The organism is Nonomuraea sp. NPDC049725 (assembly GCF_040674795.1).
GTDB classification, from domain to species: Bacteria; Actinomycetota; Actinomycetes; order Streptosporangiales; family Streptosporangiaceae; genus Nonomuraea; species Nonomuraea ceibae.
In genome coordinates this window covers 189122-204482 of sequence record NZ_JBFANJ010000012.1, presented here as the reverse complement: position 1 = coordinate 204482, position 15361 = coordinate 189122, and the positions used below count along the sequence as shown (strand labels likewise).

Sequence of the window (15361 nt, the reverse complement as noted above, 5' to 3'; positions counted from 1 at the left end):
CGTGACTGAGATCTCCTTCTATGAGGCCGTCGGGGGTGAGGAGACGTTCCGGCGTCTCGTCCACCGTTTCTACGAAGGGGTGGCCGACGACCCGCTGCTGCGCCCGCTCTACCCGGAGGAAGACCTCACGGGCGCCGAAGACCGGCTGCGCGGCTTCCTGATCCAGTACTGGGGCGGCCCCAACACCTACAGCCAGCAGCGCGGCCACCCCCGGCTGCGGATGCGGCACGTGCCGTTCGTGATCGGCGAGGCCGAGCGTGACGCGTGGCTCAAGCACATGCGCGACGCCGTCGACTCGCTGGAGCTGCCCGAGGACCAGGACAAGCGCCTGTGGGACTACCTCGTGTACGCGGCGCAGAGCTTGGTGAACTCCCCTGCATAACGGGCATGACACGCCACATGGACATCCCCTGGTGGCGCGACGCCGTCGTCTATGAGATCTACGTTCGCAGCTTCGCCGACGCCTCGGGAGACGGCGTCGGCGATCTGGCCGGCGCGCGCGAGCGCCTGACCCATCTGAAGGAGCTGGGCGTCGACGCCGTCTGGCTCACCCCCTTCTACACCTCCCCCATGGCCGACGGCGGCTACGACGTGGCCGACTACCGCGACGTCGATCCGCTGTTCGGCTCGCTGGCCGACTTCGACGCGCTGGTGGCCGACGCGCACGCGCTCGGGCTGCGGGTGCTGGTCGACATCGTGCCCAACCACAGCTCCGAGGCGCACCCCTGGTTCCAGGCGGCGCTGCGCGGCGAGGGCCGCGACCGCTACATCTTCCGCGACCGGCCCAACAACTGGCAGTCGACCTTCAGCGGCCCGGCGTGGACGCGGTTGCCGGACGGGAGCTGGTACCTGCACCTGTTCGCCCCGGGGCAGCCCGACTTCAACTGGCGCAACCCCGAGGTGCGCGCGGAGTTCCTGGACATCCTGCGGTTCTGGCTGGACCGGGGCGTCGACGGGTTCCGCATCGACGTGGCGATGGGGCTGTTCAAGGCCGAGGGGCTGCCGGACGTCGAGGACCAGTCGTTCATGTCGGACTCGCCGGTGTGGGGGCAGCCGGAGGTGCACGGCGTCTACCGGGAGTGGCGCGAGCTGCTCGACAGCTACCCGGGCGAGCGGATGGCCGTGGGCGAGGTGTGGACCGACACCCTGGAGGATCTGGCGCTGTACGTGCGGCCGGACGAGCTGCAGCAGAGCTTCAACTTCGCCTGGCTCCAGGCGCCCTGGTCGGCGACGGCGTTCCGGAAGGTCATCGACGAGACGCTGGCGACGGTGCCGTTCGCCACCTGGGTGCTGTCCAACCATGACGTCGTGCGGCACGTCACCCGGTACGAGACCGCCGACCCCGGGACCGGACTTTCCCGGGCGAAAGCCGCATTGCTCGCCATGCTTGCGCTGCCCGGGTCGGCATATCTCTACCAGGGGGAGGAACTGGGCCTCCCCCAGGTACAGGACATTCCACCGGAGGCGCGGCAGGACCCGGTGTTCATCCAGTCGGAGGGCAAGCTGCCGGGCCGGGACGGCTGCCGGGTGCCGATGCCCTGGTCCCCCGGCGGCGACTCCTTCGGGTTCTCGCCCGAGGGCGTGACGCCGTGGCTGCCGCAGCCCGGCTCGTTCGCGGCGCTCAGCGTGGCGAGCCAGACCGGCGACCCCGGCTCGACGCTGGAGTTCTACCGGCGCGCCCTGGCCTGCCGCCGCGAGCTGGTCCGCACGATCCCGTACGAGCTGGAGTGGCTCGCCTCGGACGAGGACGCGCTGGTGTTCGCGCGCGGGCCGCTGGTGTGCGCGCTCAACTGCGGCACCCGTCCGGTACGGCTGCCGCCCCACGAGAACGTGCTGCTGGCCACCGGCCCGGTCGAGGGCGGCCTGCTGCCTCCGGATCACGCGGTGTGGCTGCAGCGCCAGGTCAGCTAGTTTCCCTCTTCTCGTCGCGTACCGGGATGACCGGGATGGAGAGCAGCGCGCACGCGAGGCCGGCCGCGAAGGCCGCCCAGTAGCCGGAGCTGGTGATCAGCAGTCCGGCCAGCGGCGCCACGGCCAGCAGGACCACGTTCTGGACGGTGTTGTGCAGGCCCAGCACGCGGCCGGCCGCCGCGGGCCCGGCGAGCTCGCCCGCCTTGAGGTAGGCGAGCCCGTTGCCCGCGACGGTGATCACCGCGCCCGCGGCCAGCGCGGCCGAGCCCAGCCAGGACCCGGTGAGCGTGGCCGGGACCAGCAGGGCCAGCACGGCGACCGTGGCGTAGGTGAGCAGCCGCAGCGGGGCCATGCGCAGCCCGCTCACGTCGGACCAGCGGCCGACGGCGACCCTGGTGATCGCGCCGCCGATGGCCGCGAAGCCGAACAGCCACCCGGCGTCCACCCCGCCCCACCCGTACAGGTTGACCAGGCAGGCCACGCCGTAGGTGCCGACGATCACCTGGGGCACCGCGTGCAGCGCGCTGGTGGCGTGCACGCGCCAGAGCGCGGGCCGGCTGTACGGGGAGCCGGCGGGCGCGGCGACGACCCGGGTGCGGGCGTGCGGCGGCTCGGCCAGGAAGAGCGCGGCCAGGACGGCTGCCAGCAGGCACACGCCCGCGCAGGCCATGAGGACGCCGGAGATCCCGTGGGCCCGCGCCACGGGCGGCAGCAGGAACGCGGCGACGGCCATGCCGAGCGTGTAGGACACCTGGCGCACGCCCATGGCGACGCCGCGTTCGGGCGGCTCGAACCAGCCCAGCACGATCCGCCCGCCGCCGACCAGGGCGGCGCAGCCCGCGGCCCCGGCCAGCGCGAGCAGCACGACCACGGCCCAGGTCCGCTCGGCGAGTGAGACGGCGGCGAACAGCAGCCCGGCCAGCCCGACGCCGACGCCCAGGACCAGCCGCTCGCCGTGCCGGTCGGCCAGCCAGCCCCAGGCCACCAGCGCGAACAGCACGCCGATGCCCGGCGCGTTGCCGATGATGCCGGCGACCGGCAGGGAGACACCGAAATGGCGTTGGATGTCCGGGATGACCAGGGGCAGCCCGGACAGGCCCAGGGTGACGCCGGCGTGCGCGTTGACCCCCAGGGCCAGCATCAGCCAGCGCCGCGGGGTCGGCTCGCTCAAGCGAAGCGCTTGAGGTAGGCCAGCTCGTCGGCGGTGAGCCGGCGCGGGGCCTCGCGCTCCACGTCGTAGGCGACGAGCACCGAGCTCGCGGTCACGTACAGGTCGTCGTCGTCGCGGATCTCGTAGCTGAGCGTGAAGCGGACCGGCCGGATCTCGGTGACCCAGGTCTCGACGCGGACGGGCTCGGCGCGGTAGCCGAGCGGGCGGCGGTAGTCGATCTCGTGGCGGGACACGACCAGGCCCTTGAACGGCACCTCACCCGCCTTGAACGGGTCGACGTGCAACATCCCCCAGCGGGCGTCCTCCAGGTAGTCGAGGAAGCGGACATTGTTCACATGTCCTTGGGAGTCGATGTCCGCGAATCTCACCATGCGAAGGAAGACGTGCCGCTGTGCGAGGGAGTGTTGAACCACGGGACAAACGCTACCGGGTCGGTGCGTGAGGTCCGTCGTGGCCTGGGCCTACCATTTCTAGATTTGGTTACTAGAATTTTGTTCGCATCGTCTGCGAAGGAGCGAGGAGACACATGAGCGGGATCGTCGACGGCCGCGTGGTGATCGTCACGGGCGCGGCCAGGGGCATCGGGCGCGGCCACGCCCTGGAGTTCGCCAGGCAGGGGGCCAAGGTGGTGGTCAACGACCTGGGCGCCGAGGTGGACGGGACCGGCTCGTCCGGCGCCGCCGCCGAGGTCGTCGCCGAGATCGAGGCCCTGGGCGGGGAGGCGATCGTCAACGGCGAGGACGTCTCGGACTTCGACGGCGCCGAACGGCTGGTCCGGGCCGCGATCGAGCGCTTCGGCGACCTGCACGTGCTGGTCAACAACGCCGGCATCCTGCGCGACCGCATGCTGGTCAACATGTCGGCCGAGGAGTGGGACGCGGTCATCCGGGTCCACCTGCGCGGCACGTTCGCGCCGCTGCGGCACGCGGCCGCCTACTGGCGGGGCAAGGCCAAGGCGGGCGAGGCGGTCGACGCCCGGATCATCAACACCACCTCGTCCTCCGGCATCTACGGCAACCCCGGCCAGGGCAACTACGGCGCGGCCAAGGCGGGCATCGCCGGGCTGACCGTGATCGCCGCCAGGGAGCTGGAGCGCTACGGCGTCACGGTGAACGCGATCGCGCCCGCCGCGCTGACCCGCATGACCGAGGGCCTCATCCCGAGCGGCGCGAACGCCGACGCCGACGACATCGCGCCGCTGGTCGTGTGGCTGTCGAGCGCGGAGGCGCGCGGCATCACCGGCCGGGTGTTCAACGTGCGCGCCGGGGTGATCAGCGTGGCCGAGGGCTGGCACGCCGGCCCGGCCGTGGACAAGGGCGGCCGCTGGGACCCGGCCGAGCTCGGCGCGGTCATCCCGGCGCTGGTCGACAAGGCGGCGCCGAACGCGCTGACCAACGGCCAGATCCCCGGACGGGAGGCCTGACATGCCGCTCGACCACTCCGTCGTCGGCGTCGAGGGCGAGCCCCACGAGCGGAGGTGGACCGCCAAGGACACCATGCTGTACGCGCTCGGCGTCGGCGCGGGCACCGGCGAGCTGGCCTTCGCCACCGAGAAGGGCCAGCGGGTGCTGCCCACGTTCGCGGTGCTCGCGGCCCAGGCGCCGGGGCGGCGGCTCGGCGACTACGACCCGGCCATGCTCGTCCACGCCGAGCAGTCCTTCGAGCTGCACCGCGAGCTCCCGGCGGCGGGCGCGGTGCGTACGACGTCGAAGGTCACCGGCATCTACGACAAGGGGTCGGGCGCGCTGGTCACCACCGAGGCGCTGGCCGTCGATCCCGGCAGCGGCGAGCCGGTCGTCACCAGCCGCAGCGCCGTCTTCATCAGGGGCGAGGGCGGCTTCGGCGGCGAGCGCGGGCCCCGCGAGGAGTGGGCGGCGCCGGACCGGGCGCCCGACCACAAGGTGACCTACCCGACGCGGCCCGACCAGGCGCTGCTCTACCGGCTGTCGGGCGACTACAACCCGCTGCACTCCGACCCGGAGTTCGCCGCGCGGGCCGGGTTCGACCGGCCGATCCTGCACGGGCTGTGCACGTACGGGATCACAGGGCGGGCGCTGCTGCACGCGGTGGCGGGCTCGGACCCGGCGCGGTTCCGCGCCATGTCGGGGCGGTTCAGCAGCCCCGTCCTGCCCGGGGAGTCGCTGACGGTTTCGATCTGGGTGGACGGGCCCGCCGTGCTGTTCCGCACCGCGAAGGACGACGGGACCGTGGTGATCGACCGGGGCCGGGCAGTCATCAGCCAGTGATCAGCCCCGGGGTCAGCTCAGGGGCTTGAGCGGGTCGAGGCGGCGGATGAGGGCCATCGCCGCCTCGGCCACCTCGCGCGCCTCCTCCTCGGTGTCGCTGGTGGCGACCTCGCGGGCGGCCTCGCCGATGATGCTGGTCAGCACCGCGACCGTGAACCTGTCGAGCGGGTCGCCGCCGGCGCCGAGCAGCACGGCGTTCTGCCGCACCCACTCGCGGCCCCGGGTGCGGCGGATCAGCTCGAAGCCGGGCGGGCCGTCGCCGTCGATGAAGAGCCTGACCAGGTCGCGGCGCTCCCAGGCGCCGTCGAGGTAGGCGCGGGCGCCGGCGATGAGCAGCTCGACCGGGTCGGAGACGCCCGACTGCTTGGCCCGCGACACGCTGGTGGCCGACGCCTGCTCGTGGGCGGCCTGGTGGTCCTCGTAGAGGGCCAGGAACAGCTCGGTCTTGCCGCCGAAGTGGTGGTAGAGGCTGCCGACGCTGGATCCGGCGCGGGCCACCACCTCCGAGACGCTGGCCTCGGCGAAGCCGTGCTCGCCGAACACCTCGCGCGCCGCCTGCAGCATGCTCTTGCGCGTCTGGGCGGTGCGGCTCCACTCCCAGGAGGACTTGCGTGCCATGGAGGACATCGTACTCCGTCGAATTCTAGAATCATGTTCTTGACACGTCGCGGACCGGCGGTGGAACCTCTTCCTAGAGGACGGTTCTAGAAATGTGGAGGCGGCGTGGACTTCTCGCTCAGCACCGAGGAACGGCAGATCAGGGACACCGTGCGGGCGTTCGTCGAGAAGGAGGTCATGCCGCTGGAGCCCGAGGTGCTGCGCAACGAACGCGCCGGCCTGCCGGGGGTCCCCGCCGACGTGCTGCGCGAGCTGCGGCTCAAGGCCAAGCGGATGGGCTTCTGGGGCATCAACACGCCCGAGGAGTACGGCGGGGCCGCGCTCGGGCCGATCATGTCCGCGATCATCGCGATGGAGCTCGGCCGGACGTTCGTGCCGTTCAGCTTCGGCGGCAGCGCCGACAACATCCTCTACGCGGGCAACGAGGAGCAGAAACGGCGCTACCTCATCCCCACCATCGAGGGCGAGCGGCGCTCCTGCTTCGCCATCACCGAACCCGGCGCCGGCTCCGACGCCCGCAACATCCGCACCCGCGCCGTGCGCGACGGCTCCGAATGGCTGATCAGCGGCGAGAAGACGTTCATCACCGGCGGCAGCGAGGCCGACTTCGTCATGGTCTTCGCCGTGGCCGAGCCGTACGGGGTGACGTGCTTCCTGGTCGACCGCGACATGGGCTGGAAGTCCGAGCCGATCCCCACCATGGGCGAATGGGGTCCCGCCTCCCTGGTGTTCGAGGACGTACGGGTGCCGGAGGAGAACGTCCTGGGCGAGCTCGGCAAGGGGTTCGAGCTGGCCATGCAGTGGATCGGGCAGGGCCGGTACATGATCCCGGCGCGGGCCATCGGCTCGGCCGAGCGCATGCTGGGCATGGCCGTGGACTACGCCAAGATCCGCAAGTCGATGGGGCAGGCGATCTCCGAGTATCAGGCGATCCAGTGGATGATCGCCGACTCGCAGGTGGAGATCGAGGCGGCCAAGTGGCTCACGCTGTACGCCGCCTGGCGGGTGCAGGAGGGCATGGACGCCCGGCACGCCTCCTCGATCGCCAAGCTCAACGGGGCCGTGATGGCCAACCAGGTCGTCGACCGGGTGCTGCAGATCCACGGCGGCATGGGCTACACCAAGGAGCTGCCGATCGAGCGGTGGTACCGGGAGCTGCGGCTGCTGCGCATCTTCGAGGGCACCGACGAGATCCAGCGCCGCACCATCGCCCGCAACCTGCTCAAGGGCCACGCCCGGCTCGGCGCCATCGGCGAGTGACGGCGCCGAGCCCTCGCCTCAGGGCATCTGGTACGTGGCGGCCGGGCCGCAGTAGCTGATCCCGATCGGCGTGTTGCTGAAGCGGCACACGCGCACCACCACCTGGTCGATCCCGGCGACCCCGGCCGGGTCGGCCAGCTCGAAGGTGAACGACACCTCGCCGTCGTCGGCCTTCACCGATTCGGTGTCGACCACGGCGGCGCCGTCGTAGGCGGTGAACGTGGCCCGGGAGTACAGGCCGTCCGCGGTGCACCACGACAGCGGCCCGGTGTCGGACAGGGCGCCCTCGACGCGCACGGTCGGCTTGACCACCGGGCCCTCCAGCCAGTCCAGCACGCCTCCGGTGACCCCGTGCGGGCAGGAGTCACCGGAGTCGGCGTGGAACCTCACCACCGCCTGCGCCGCCGCCGGAGTGGTCACGGGCAGGGCCATCAGGAGGGCGGCGACCAGCACCGCCCACGCGCGTGCACGCATGGCATCGACCTTCCGTGTGTTGGGGGATCCGCGCCCCCATCGTGAACGAAAGATCGATGCCCGGCCAGCGGATCAGGGCAAGCGGTTGGCCAGCACCAGCGTCGCCGCCGAGGCGAACATGCCGCCGTTGCCCAGCACCACGCTCACCTCCACGCCCGGCACCTGCGCCGCCGCCTCGCCGCGCAACTGCCTGACCGCCTCCTGGATGGCGAACATCCCGTACATCCCGGTATGGGTGTACGACAGGCCGCCGCCGTTCGTGTTGAGCGGGAGCCGCCCGCCCGGCGAGGTGTGCCCCTCCGCGATGAACGCGCCCGCCTCGCCCCGCTTGACGAACCCGAGATCCTCCAGCCCGTAGATCGGCACGTGCGCGAAGGCGTCGTACACCATCAGATGGTCCACGTCGTCGTGCGAGATGCCCGCCTCGGCGAACGCCGCCTCGCCCGACAGCCGGAACCCCTTCGACGTGGTGAAGTCCTCCATCTGGGAGATCATCGGCGCGTCCATCGCCTCACCGGCGCCCAGCAGGTGCACCGGGTCACGCCGCGACCGCTCCCGCGACGTGACGACCAGCGCCCCGCCCCCGTCGGTCACCAGGCAGCACTCCAGCAGGTGGAACGGGTAGGCGACCAGCCGCGAGGCCAGCACGTCGTCCACGGTGATCAGGTCCCGGTACATCGCCCGCGGGTTCAGGTGCGCCCAGCGCCGCTGCGCCACCGCCACCTCGGCGAGCTGCTCGTGGGTGAGCCCGGTCTCCTTCATGTAGCGCAACGCCGTCAGCGTGAACGTCGACGGCGGACCCACCACCCCGTACGGCAGCTCGAACTGGCCCATCAGCGAGTCCGCGCCCAGCCCGAACCTGCCCGCTCCCACCCGCGACCTGCCGGACTCGCCGTGCGTGATCAGCACCGTGGTGCACAGGCCCGCCCGGATGGCCGCCGCCGCGTGCCGTACGTGGAACAGGAACGACGAGCCGCCCACGCCCGTGCCGTCCAGCCACGACGGCGTGATCCCGAGCGCGTGCGCCACCTGGATCGGGCCGGGTGTGCCGACGGTGGCGATGCCGTCGATGTCGCCCTTGGTCATGCCCGCGTCGGCCAGCGCGTTGCGGGCCGCCTCCAGATGCAGGGACAGCGTGGAGTGCTGCGGCAGCCGCCCGACCTCGTCGGTCTCGGCGGCGCCGGCGATGACGATGCCGTCGGTGCTCACGCGGCGCCTCCGGCGGGCTCGAACAGCGGCACGTGCACGTCGCCGCGCCGCTCGAAGACGACCCTCAGGTCCAGGTCGAGCGGCAGGTTCTCGGGGGTGATCCCGGTGTTGACGATGTTGGTCATCATCCGCACCCCCTCCTCCAGCTCCACCACCGCGATCGCGTACGGGCCGCCCTCCTCGAAGCCGGGGGCCGGGCGGTGGTTGATCACGTAGGAGTAGAGGCTGGCCCGGCCGCTGGCCCGCACCCACTCGACGGCGCCCGAGCCGCAGTGGGGGCAGCTCGGGCGGGGGTAAAAGTAGTGCCGTTCGCAGGTCTGGCAGCGCTGGATCCTGAGCTCCCCGGCCGCCGTGCCGTCCCAGAACGGCTGGGTGTCCGGAGTCGGCTTCGGTACCGCCTTCATGGGGTCCCCAATCTCGTCGGATTTAGAACCCTATTCTAGATTTTAGTTCTACTCAGACTCAAGAGCCTGCCGCCCGCCCACCCAGCGCACGCGGGGGGCGGGCGTTCTACTCAGACCCAAGGGCCTGACATCCGCCCGCCCGGCACAGGCGGTGGGTGGGGCAGGGCGGGCGTTCTATTCAGACTCAAGAGCCTGACATCCGCCCGCCCGGCGCACGCGGTGGGGCGCCGTGGGCGGCGGGCGCCGTGGGCGGCGGGCGGACGAGCGGGGCGGCACTGGGCGGCGCAGGCGGTGGGTGGGGCGGACGATGGCCGGGCATGGGTGGGCCGGGGCGGACGGTGGACGGGCGTGGGGCGGGGCGGGTGGACGTGGACAGGTGTGGGGCGGGGCGCTCAAGGGCTGGGGATGCCGTTGCCGTTCCTGCCGTTGCCTGCCAGCACCTCCTCCAGCGACGGCCGGGGCTCGCCCGGCTCGCGCGGCCCCGGCTGGGCGAGCTGGATGAGCACCCCGTGCGCCTCCTTCGGATGCAGGAACACCTCCCGCCAGCGCGGGTCGGACACGTTCAGGCCGTGCAGCCGGTAGCCCCGCTCGGTCAGCCGGGCCACGGCCGCGTCGAGGTCGCTGACATGGAAGTTCAGGTGGTGCACGCCGCCCCGGCCGCGAGTGAGCTCGAAGAAGCTGTCGAAGAACGTGGACCCGGCCAGCGGTTCCATCAGCTCGACCTTGCTGCCGTTGGCGTAGGTCAGCTGGAAGGTGCGGTAACCGGCCACCCGGTTGTCGCCCCCGCCGCCCAGATGCCGGCCGCCCAGCAGGTCGCGGTAGATGGGCAGCAGGTCCCTGATGCGGGGGGCGGCCACCGCCGTGTGGTCGAACGCGATCTCGATACCGTCGAGCTCCAGCTCCATGCGGACTCCCTTCGGGCCAATCCTAGAACTGCATTCTAGTCATGCCCCGGTGATCCAGCACGAACCGGTCTGCCGCCCTGCCGATCGGCCCACCCCTGGCAGAACGCGAAAACGCCGCGCGGCAGGCCCTTTACGGACCTGCCGTGCGGCGCAATGCCAGCCGTCAGCCGATCAGTCGCGGTGCAGCTTCCGATACGTCACCCGATGCGGACGGGCCGCGTCGGCGCCGAGGCGCTCGATCTTGTTCTTCTCGTAGTCGGCGAAGTTGCCCTCGAACCAGAACCAGTTGGACCCCTCCTCCCACGCCAGGATGTGGGTCGCGATCCGGTCGAGGAACCACCGGTCGTGAGAGGTGATGACCGCGCAGCCCGGGAACTCCAGCAGCGCGTTCTCCAGCGACGACAGCGTCTCCGTGTCGAGGTCGTTGGTGGGCTCGTCCAGCAGCAGCACGTTGCCGCCCTGCTTGAGGGTCAGCGCCAGGTTGAGCCGGTTGCGCTCGCCGCCCGACAGGACGCCGGCCTTCTTCTGCTGGTCAGGCCCCTTGAAGCCGAACGCGGCGATGTAGGCGCGCGACGGCATCTCGACGTTGCCGACCTTGATGTGGTCGAGACCGTCGGAGACGACCTCCCACACGTTCTTGGCCGGGTCGATGCCACCCCGGCTCTGGTCCGCGTACGAGATCTTGACGGTGTCGCCGACGACGATCGACCCGCTGTCAGGCGTCTCGCTGCCCGTGATCATGCGGAACAGCGTCGTCTTGCCGACGCCGTTGGGGCCGATGATGCCGACGATGCCGTTACGCGGCAGGTCGAACGTCAGGCCCTCCATGAGCAGCCGGTCGCCGAAGCCCTTGGTGAGATCGTCCGACTTGATCACCGTGGTGCCCAGACGCGGGCCCGGCGGGATCTGGATCTCCTCGAAGTCCAGCTTGCGGTGCTTGTCCGCCTCGGCCGCCATCTCCTCGTAGCGCTGGAGACGGGCCTTGCTCTTCGTCTGGCGGGCCTTCGGGTTCGAACGAACCCACTCCAGCTCGTCCTCCAGGCGCTTCTTGCGCTTGACGTCCTTCTGACCCTCGACCTTGAGCCGCTGGGCCTTGGCCTCCAGGTAGGTGGAGTAGTTGCCCTCGTAGGCGTAGGCGCGGCCCCGGTCGAGCTCCAGGATCCAGGTGGCGACGTTGTCGAGGAAGTAGCGGTCGTGGGTGACGGCCAGCACGGTGCCCGCGTACTTCTCCAGGTGCGATTCCAGCCACTGGACGCTCTCCGCGTCGAGGTGGTTGGTGGGCTCGTCGAGCAGCAGCAGGTCGGGCGCCTCCAGCAGCAGCTTGCACAGCGCGACCCGGCGGCGCTCACCACCCGACAGCTTCGTCACCTCGGCGTCCGGCGGCGGACAGCGCAGCGCGTCCATCGCCTGCTCAAGCTGGCTGTCGAGATCCCACGCGTTACGGTGCTCAAGCTGCTCCTGCAGCTTGCCCATCTCCTCCAGCAACTCGTCGCTGTAGTCGGTGGCCATCTGCTCCGCGATGTCGTTGTAGCGCTGGAGCATCGCCACCGTCTCCGCGACGCCTTCCTGCACGTTGCCGAGGACGGTCTTCTCCTCGTTCAGCGGCGGCTCCTGCTGGAGCATCCCCACCGTGAACCCCGGCATCAGCTTGGCCTCACCGTTGGACGGCTGCTCCAGGCCGGCCATCATCCGGAGCAGCGTCGACTTCCCGGTGCCGTTCGGCCCCAGGACACCGATCTTGGCTCCAGGCAGGAACGACAGCGTGACGTCGTCAAGGACAACCTTGTCGCCATGCGCCTTGCGCACGCGCTGCAGCGTGTAGATGTACTCCGGCATGCCACCTAGCTTAGGGGCTCCCGCCCCACACTTCCGCCGCCCAGCACCCCCATCCCCCGCCCACACCCCAGCAGCACCCCGGTCACCCCCACTCGGTCGGCACACCCCACGGTCGCCCCCTCTCCGGGCGGCACACCCCGATCGCACCCTCCCCGGTCGGCGCGCCCCAATCGCACCCCTCCCCGCCGGCACACCCCGGTCGGCGCACCCCCGGTCGCGCCCCTCCCCATCGGCGCACGCCGGTCGCGCCTCCGGTCGCCCCATGCCGGTCAGCGCCCTCCCGGTCGCACCCTTTGGTCGGTACACCCCGGTCCCACCCTGCCGGTCGCACCCTGCCGGTCCCACCCCTGCCGGTCGGTGCTCCCCAGGCAGCACCCTGTCGGTGGACACGCCCCGGCCTGCTCAGCCGGGTCGACACCAACCCCGTGCTCACCGTCCGCAGCCACCGCCCAGCGCCCGCCACCTCGCGCTCGCCACCGCAGCCCCAGCGCCAGCGCCAGCGCCAAGGTCAGCGCCAGGGTCACTGCAGCCGCAGAACGCAGCCACCATCCTCAGCGCCAGCAGCCGTTCACCCCAGCGCCACGACCGAACCGCCGAGTCTCGGCCACGACCCGGCCCGCACCGCACTCAGGCGGGCCGGTTCCCAACCACACGCCCGCTGACCGTCAGGCCGACGTCTCTCCCGGTAGGCGGGGGCGTGGGGGCGCGGCCGGGATGCAGACGCGGTTCCGGCCCAGTTCCTTTGCGCGGTAGAGGGCGAGGTCGGCGGCGGCCAGCAGGTCTATGAGGTCGTCACCGTGCACGTTCATGAGCGCCACCCCCACTGAGATGGTGACCGTGATGAGGGCCTCGTCCACCGGAACGGACATGCGGCCGATACGGGTGCGGAGGCGTTCGGCGACCTGCCGGGCTTCCAACAGGTCGGCACGCGGCAGCAGGACAACAAACTCCTCGCCGCCGAAACGCCCCACCACGTCGTAGTCGCGCAGCTGGCTGCGCAACATGCCCGCCACACCGATCAGCACCTGGTCGCCGACCAGGTGCCCATGAGCGTCGTTGACCCGTTTGAAGTGGTCGATGTCGACGATGAGCAGCGCCAGCGTCTCACCCGTGCGCCGGGCCCGGACGATCTCGGTGTCGGCCTCCCGCTGCCAGGCGGCGGCGTTGAGCAGCCCCGTCTTCGGGTCGGTACGCGCGGCCGCCTGGAGCTGGGCGTGCAACAGGCTGCGTTGGAGCAGGACGACAGGCGGCAGCGCCAGCACGAGCAGGGCGAGGTTGAGCGCGCACGCGATGGCGACGATGACGCCGAGGCACAGCTCCACGACGTCGAGCAGTGCGCTCTCCCGATCCCACAGCACCTCACGCCAGCGCGAGTCGGGATTGGCGGTGTGCGCGGCCACGGCCACCAGCCCGGTATTGAGCAGCGCGAACACGAGCGCCGCCGCCACCGCCAGCATGATCGCGCTCCCGCTCCCCTGGGCCAGCAGCAGCGGATCAGGCACGAGCCGGTGGTACGTCAGGGACGCGGCGCCTCCGGCCAGCCCGATCGCCGCCGAGCTCAGCACTCGCCGGTGCAGCACGGTCGCCCGAACCCGGAACTGAAGCAACGCCTGCAACACGATCGGCGCCAGCAACGCGTAGAGCGGCGGCAGCAGCAGCGCGACCGGCAGCCACCACGCCGACAGCAGGTCACGCGAGACTCCGGCCGGCATGCCGAGCCGCCGGGTCGCCTCGATGCAGACCGCCCCGCAGCTCATCAGCGCGGCGAACGTCAGCACGTCGGGCCAGCGAATCGCGGTGGAGGCGGCGAAGAACACGATCGCCGCGAGGTCGAGCAGGACGATGGCGCTGACGTAGGCGACGAGCAGCCGCCCCTGGCCCAGCAGCGGCCATCGGCCGACCAGACTCGACACACCGCCGCGAGGCTTCGTCGAGGTGTGACTGGTCGCCGCCATCTCGTCTCCTCCCTGACTAACGATGTGTAACACAATAATTGCGGAGTGTGCGATGTGCGAAGGGAAACGATACGTTGGGCGGAGCGACCACATACGTGATGTGGTTAGTTACGGGACATTGCTCAATCCGCGAGCAACCGTTCGGAAAGGAGCACTCATCGTGCGGGGCGTAACCTGGACCTGATAGATGCCCTGGCCAGCTTTCGGGCAGCACCCATCGGCCGCTCCCCCGGTGCCTGAGCACCGTCGGCCGATCCCCCCTCCGCCCGACCACCCCTTTCAGGCCCAGCACCGCTCAGCCCCGCACGCCGCCCCATCCAGCCTCGTCCATGTCGGTCACTGATCACGTACGGCCAGTGGGCTGTCAGAACTGGCGCCGCGTACGATCCGCCGAGCCCCGCAACAGACACCGACCCCGGCCAACAGGTGAGCGTGACCCTGTACGTGACGGTCACCATCCCGTACGCGACGGCCACCAACCCGTCACCATCACGGACATGACGGCCACAGCGCGTTCCCGTCCCGGACGTGGCGGCGTCGTCCCGCGTCGGCCTCAGCGTGTGGGCCCAAGCCGAACCCCTCGCATGCCGTACCGACTTCACCTCCCCTTGCGGCGGGCGCGAGTTCCCCGAGAGCTGGGCAGCAACGAGGGAACGGGCAACTGGCAGGCGCGACGGCCCGGCCCAGCGAAGCGCCGGGCCGCCGGCCTCGACGCCCAGGCGGAAACGCGCCTCGAAGCCTGAACCGGGGTCAGGCTGCGGCGCGCTCCTCAACCGGCCACTCGGCGTCCTCGCTCTCGGTCTCGTTGTCGTCCGCGCCGAGGATGCGCACGGTGGCGCCCTCCGGTGGCTGGAAGTCGGCGGCCGGGTCGGGGATCGAGTCCAAAGCGCCCCGGCGGGAGCCCGTGCGGGTGGCGCCCATCGCCCAGTCCTGGATCTCCTCGTCGAGCCGCTCACGCACCTCGGGGCTCACCGACGACGCGGCGCCGCCCCGCTCCGGCTTGACGAAAGTGCCGGTGCCCCAGCGCAGGTCGTGACCCACGGCGCTGGCCTCCACCTCCGGCATGAACCGGCGATCCCCCTCTGGCCCGAACTCCCGGATGCGCAGCTTGCCGGAGACCACCACGGGCTGCCCGACGCGGACCGAACGCGCGACGTTGTCGGCCAGCGTCCGCCAGCAGCGGATCGCGAAGCAGACCCTCTCCCCGTCCATCCACTGGCCCGTCTTCCGGTCGAAGTAGCGGTGAGAGGTGAGCACCCGCAGTGAGGTCACCTTGACGCCGTCGTCGAAGGTGTGCTGCCTGGGCTCTGCCGCGACGTTGCCGGTTAGCGTGATGTAGATGTCGTTCATTCCGTGCCTCCCATGCAGCGGG

15 protein-coding genes are annotated in these 15361 nt (G+C 71.1%); 5 read left to right on the top strand and 10 right to left on the bottom strand.

Annotation, left to right across the window (positions count from 1 at the left end; genetic code table 11):
- Position 1: 1 nt before the first annotated feature.
- Positions 2-382, top strand: a complete 381-nt coding sequence (locus AB0J53_RS29965; protein WP_308125712.1) for a globin — start codon at positions 2-4, stop codon at positions 380-382.
- Positions 383-387: 5 nt separating this feature from the next.
- Positions 388-1911, top strand: a complete 1524-nt coding sequence (locus AB0J53_RS29960) for an alpha-amylase family glycosyl hydrolase (protein ID WP_246644514.1) — start codon at positions 388-390, stop codon at positions 1909-1911.
- Here the strand turns inward: AB0J53_RS29960 and AB0J53_RS29955 are convergent.
- Both AB0J53_RS29955 and AB0J53_RS29950 read right to left on the bottom strand, forming a co-directional pair.
- Positions 1904-3082 carry an MFS transporter gene (locus AB0J53_RS29955; RefSeq protein WP_364178679.1) on the bottom strand — a complete coding sequence of 393 codons (1179 nt, stop codon included), beginning with the start codon at positions 3080-3082 and terminating at the stop codon, positions 1904-1906. The two genes, AB0J53_RS29960 and AB0J53_RS29955, sit on opposite strands and share 8 nt — an antisense overlap.
- Entirely contained in the window at positions 3079-3453 is a 375-nt protein-coding gene (locus AB0J53_RS29950; protein ID WP_219503980.1) for a thioesterase family protein, read from the bottom strand. The genes AB0J53_RS29955 and AB0J53_RS29950 overlap by 4 nt, the downstream gene beginning before the upstream one ends.
- Before the next feature lie 155 nt (positions 3454-3608).
- On the opposite strand from AB0J53_RS29950, the gene AB0J53_RS29945 reads away from it, so the two are divergent.
- A complete protein-coding gene (locus AB0J53_RS29945; protein WP_219503968.1) occupies positions 3609-4505 on the top strand; it encodes an SDR family oxidoreductase in 897 nt (298 codons plus the stop codon).
- Between the two features lies 1 nt (position 4506).
- Positions 4507-5328, top strand: a complete 822-nt coding sequence (locus AB0J53_RS29940; protein ID WP_364178675.1) for a MaoC/PaaZ C-terminal domain-containing protein — start codon at positions 4507-4509, stop codon at positions 5326-5328.
- 12 nt (positions 5329-5340) lie between these two features.
- Here AB0J53_RS29940 and AB0J53_RS29935 read toward each other — a convergent pair whose 3' ends face one another.
- Positions 5341-5946 (bottom strand): TetR/AcrR family transcriptional regulator, encoded by a 606-nt coding sequence (locus AB0J53_RS29935; RefSeq protein WP_219503963.1) that lies wholly within the window; start codon positions 5944-5946, stop codon positions 5341-5343.
- Between the two features lie 105 nt (positions 5947-6051).
- Between AB0J53_RS29935 and AB0J53_RS29930 the strand changes: the two genes are divergently transcribed.
- Entirely contained in the window at positions 6052-7206 is a 1155-nt protein-coding gene (locus tag AB0J53_RS29930) for an acyl-CoA dehydrogenase family protein (RefSeq protein ID WP_219503961.1), read from the top strand.
- An 18-nt stretch (positions 7207-7224) separates the two neighbouring features.
- Here AB0J53_RS29930 and AB0J53_RS29925 read toward each other — a convergent pair whose 3' ends face one another.
- The 7 genes from AB0J53_RS29925 to AB0J53_RS29895 form a co-directional block, all read right to left on the bottom strand.
- Complete coding sequence (locus AB0J53_RS29925; protein ID WP_364178671.1) at positions 7225-7680, bottom strand: hypothetical protein; 456 nt, start codon at positions 7678-7680, stop codon at positions 7225-7227.
- A gap of 72 nt (positions 7681-7752) precedes the next feature.
- Positions 7753-8889, bottom strand: a complete 1137-nt coding sequence (locus tag AB0J53_RS29920; protein ID WP_364178668.1) for a thiolase — start codon at positions 8887-8889, stop codon at positions 7753-7755.
- On the bottom strand, positions 8886-9293 hold the full coding sequence (locus tag AB0J53_RS29915; protein ID WP_364178665.1) for an OB-fold domain-containing protein: 408 nt from the start codon (positions 9291-9293) through the stop codon (positions 8886-8888). The genes AB0J53_RS29920 and AB0J53_RS29915 overlap by 4 nt, the downstream gene beginning before the upstream one ends.
- Positions 9294-9685: 392 nt before the next feature.
- On the bottom strand, positions 9686-10198 hold the full coding sequence (locus AB0J53_RS29910; protein ID WP_219503955.1) for a VOC family protein: 513 nt from the start codon (positions 10196-10198) through the stop codon (positions 9686-9688).
- Between the two features lie 171 nt (positions 10199-10369).
- Entirely contained in the window at positions 10370-12034 is a 1665-nt protein-coding gene (gene ettA, locus AB0J53_RS29905) for an energy-dependent translational throttle protein EttA (protein ID WP_219503938.1), read from the bottom strand.
- 665 nt (positions 12035-12699) lie between these two features.
- Positions 12700-13989 (bottom strand): GGDEF domain-containing protein, encoded by a 1290-nt coding sequence (locus AB0J53_RS29900; protein WP_219503935.1) that lies wholly within the window; start codon positions 13987-13989, stop codon positions 12700-12702.
- A gap of 750 nt (positions 13990-14739) precedes the next feature.
- On the bottom strand, positions 14740-15339 hold the full coding sequence (locus AB0J53_RS29895) for a single-stranded DNA-binding protein (protein ID WP_219503930.1): 600 nt from the start codon (positions 15337-15339) through the stop codon (positions 14740-14742).
- Positions 15340-15361 lie beyond the last annotated feature (22 nt).

Coding starts and splice junctions, on each gene's coding strand:
- ettA (WP_219503938.1), bottom strand. CDS start 12,034: ATGCCGGAGTACATCTACACGCTGCAGCGCGTGCGCAAGGCGCATGGC.
- AB0J53_RS29950 (WP_219503980.1), bottom strand. CDS start 3,453: ATGGTGAGATTCGCGGACATCGACTCCCAAGGACATGTGAACAATGTC.
- AB0J53_RS29960 (WP_246644514.1), top strand. CDS start 388: ATGACACGCCACATGGACATCCCCTGGTGGCGCGACGCCGTCGTCTAT.
- AB0J53_RS29940 (WP_364178675.1), top strand. CDS start 4,507: ATGCCGCTCGACCACTCCGTCGTCGGCGTCGAGGGCGAGCCCCACGAG.
- AB0J53_RS29945 (WP_219503968.1), top strand. CDS start 3,609: ATGAGCGGGATCGTCGACGGCCGCGTGGTGATCGTCACGGGCGCGGCC.
- AB0J53_RS29935 (WP_219503963.1), bottom strand. CDS start 5,946: ATGGCACGCAAGTCCTCCTGGGAGTGGAGCCGCACCGCCCAGACGCGC.
- AB0J53_RS29915 (WP_364178665.1), bottom strand. CDS start 9,293: ATGAAGGCGGTACCGAAGCCGACTCCGGACACCCAGCCGTTCTGGGAC.
- AB0J53_RS29925 (WP_364178671.1), bottom strand. CDS start 7,680: ATGCGTGCACGCGCGTGGGCGGTGCTGGTCGCCGCCCTCCTGATGGCC.
- AB0J53_RS29910 (WP_219503955.1), bottom strand. CDS start 10,198: ATGGAGCTGGAGCTCGACGGTATCGAGATCGCGTTCGACCACACGGCG.
- AB0J53_RS29900 (WP_219503935.1), bottom strand. CDS start 13,989: ATGGCGGCGACCAGTCACACCTCGACGAAGCCTCGCGGCGGTGTGTCG.
- AB0J53_RS29895 (WP_219503930.1), bottom strand. CDS start 15,339: ATGAACGACATCTACATCACGCTAACCGGCAACGTCGCGGCAGAGCCC.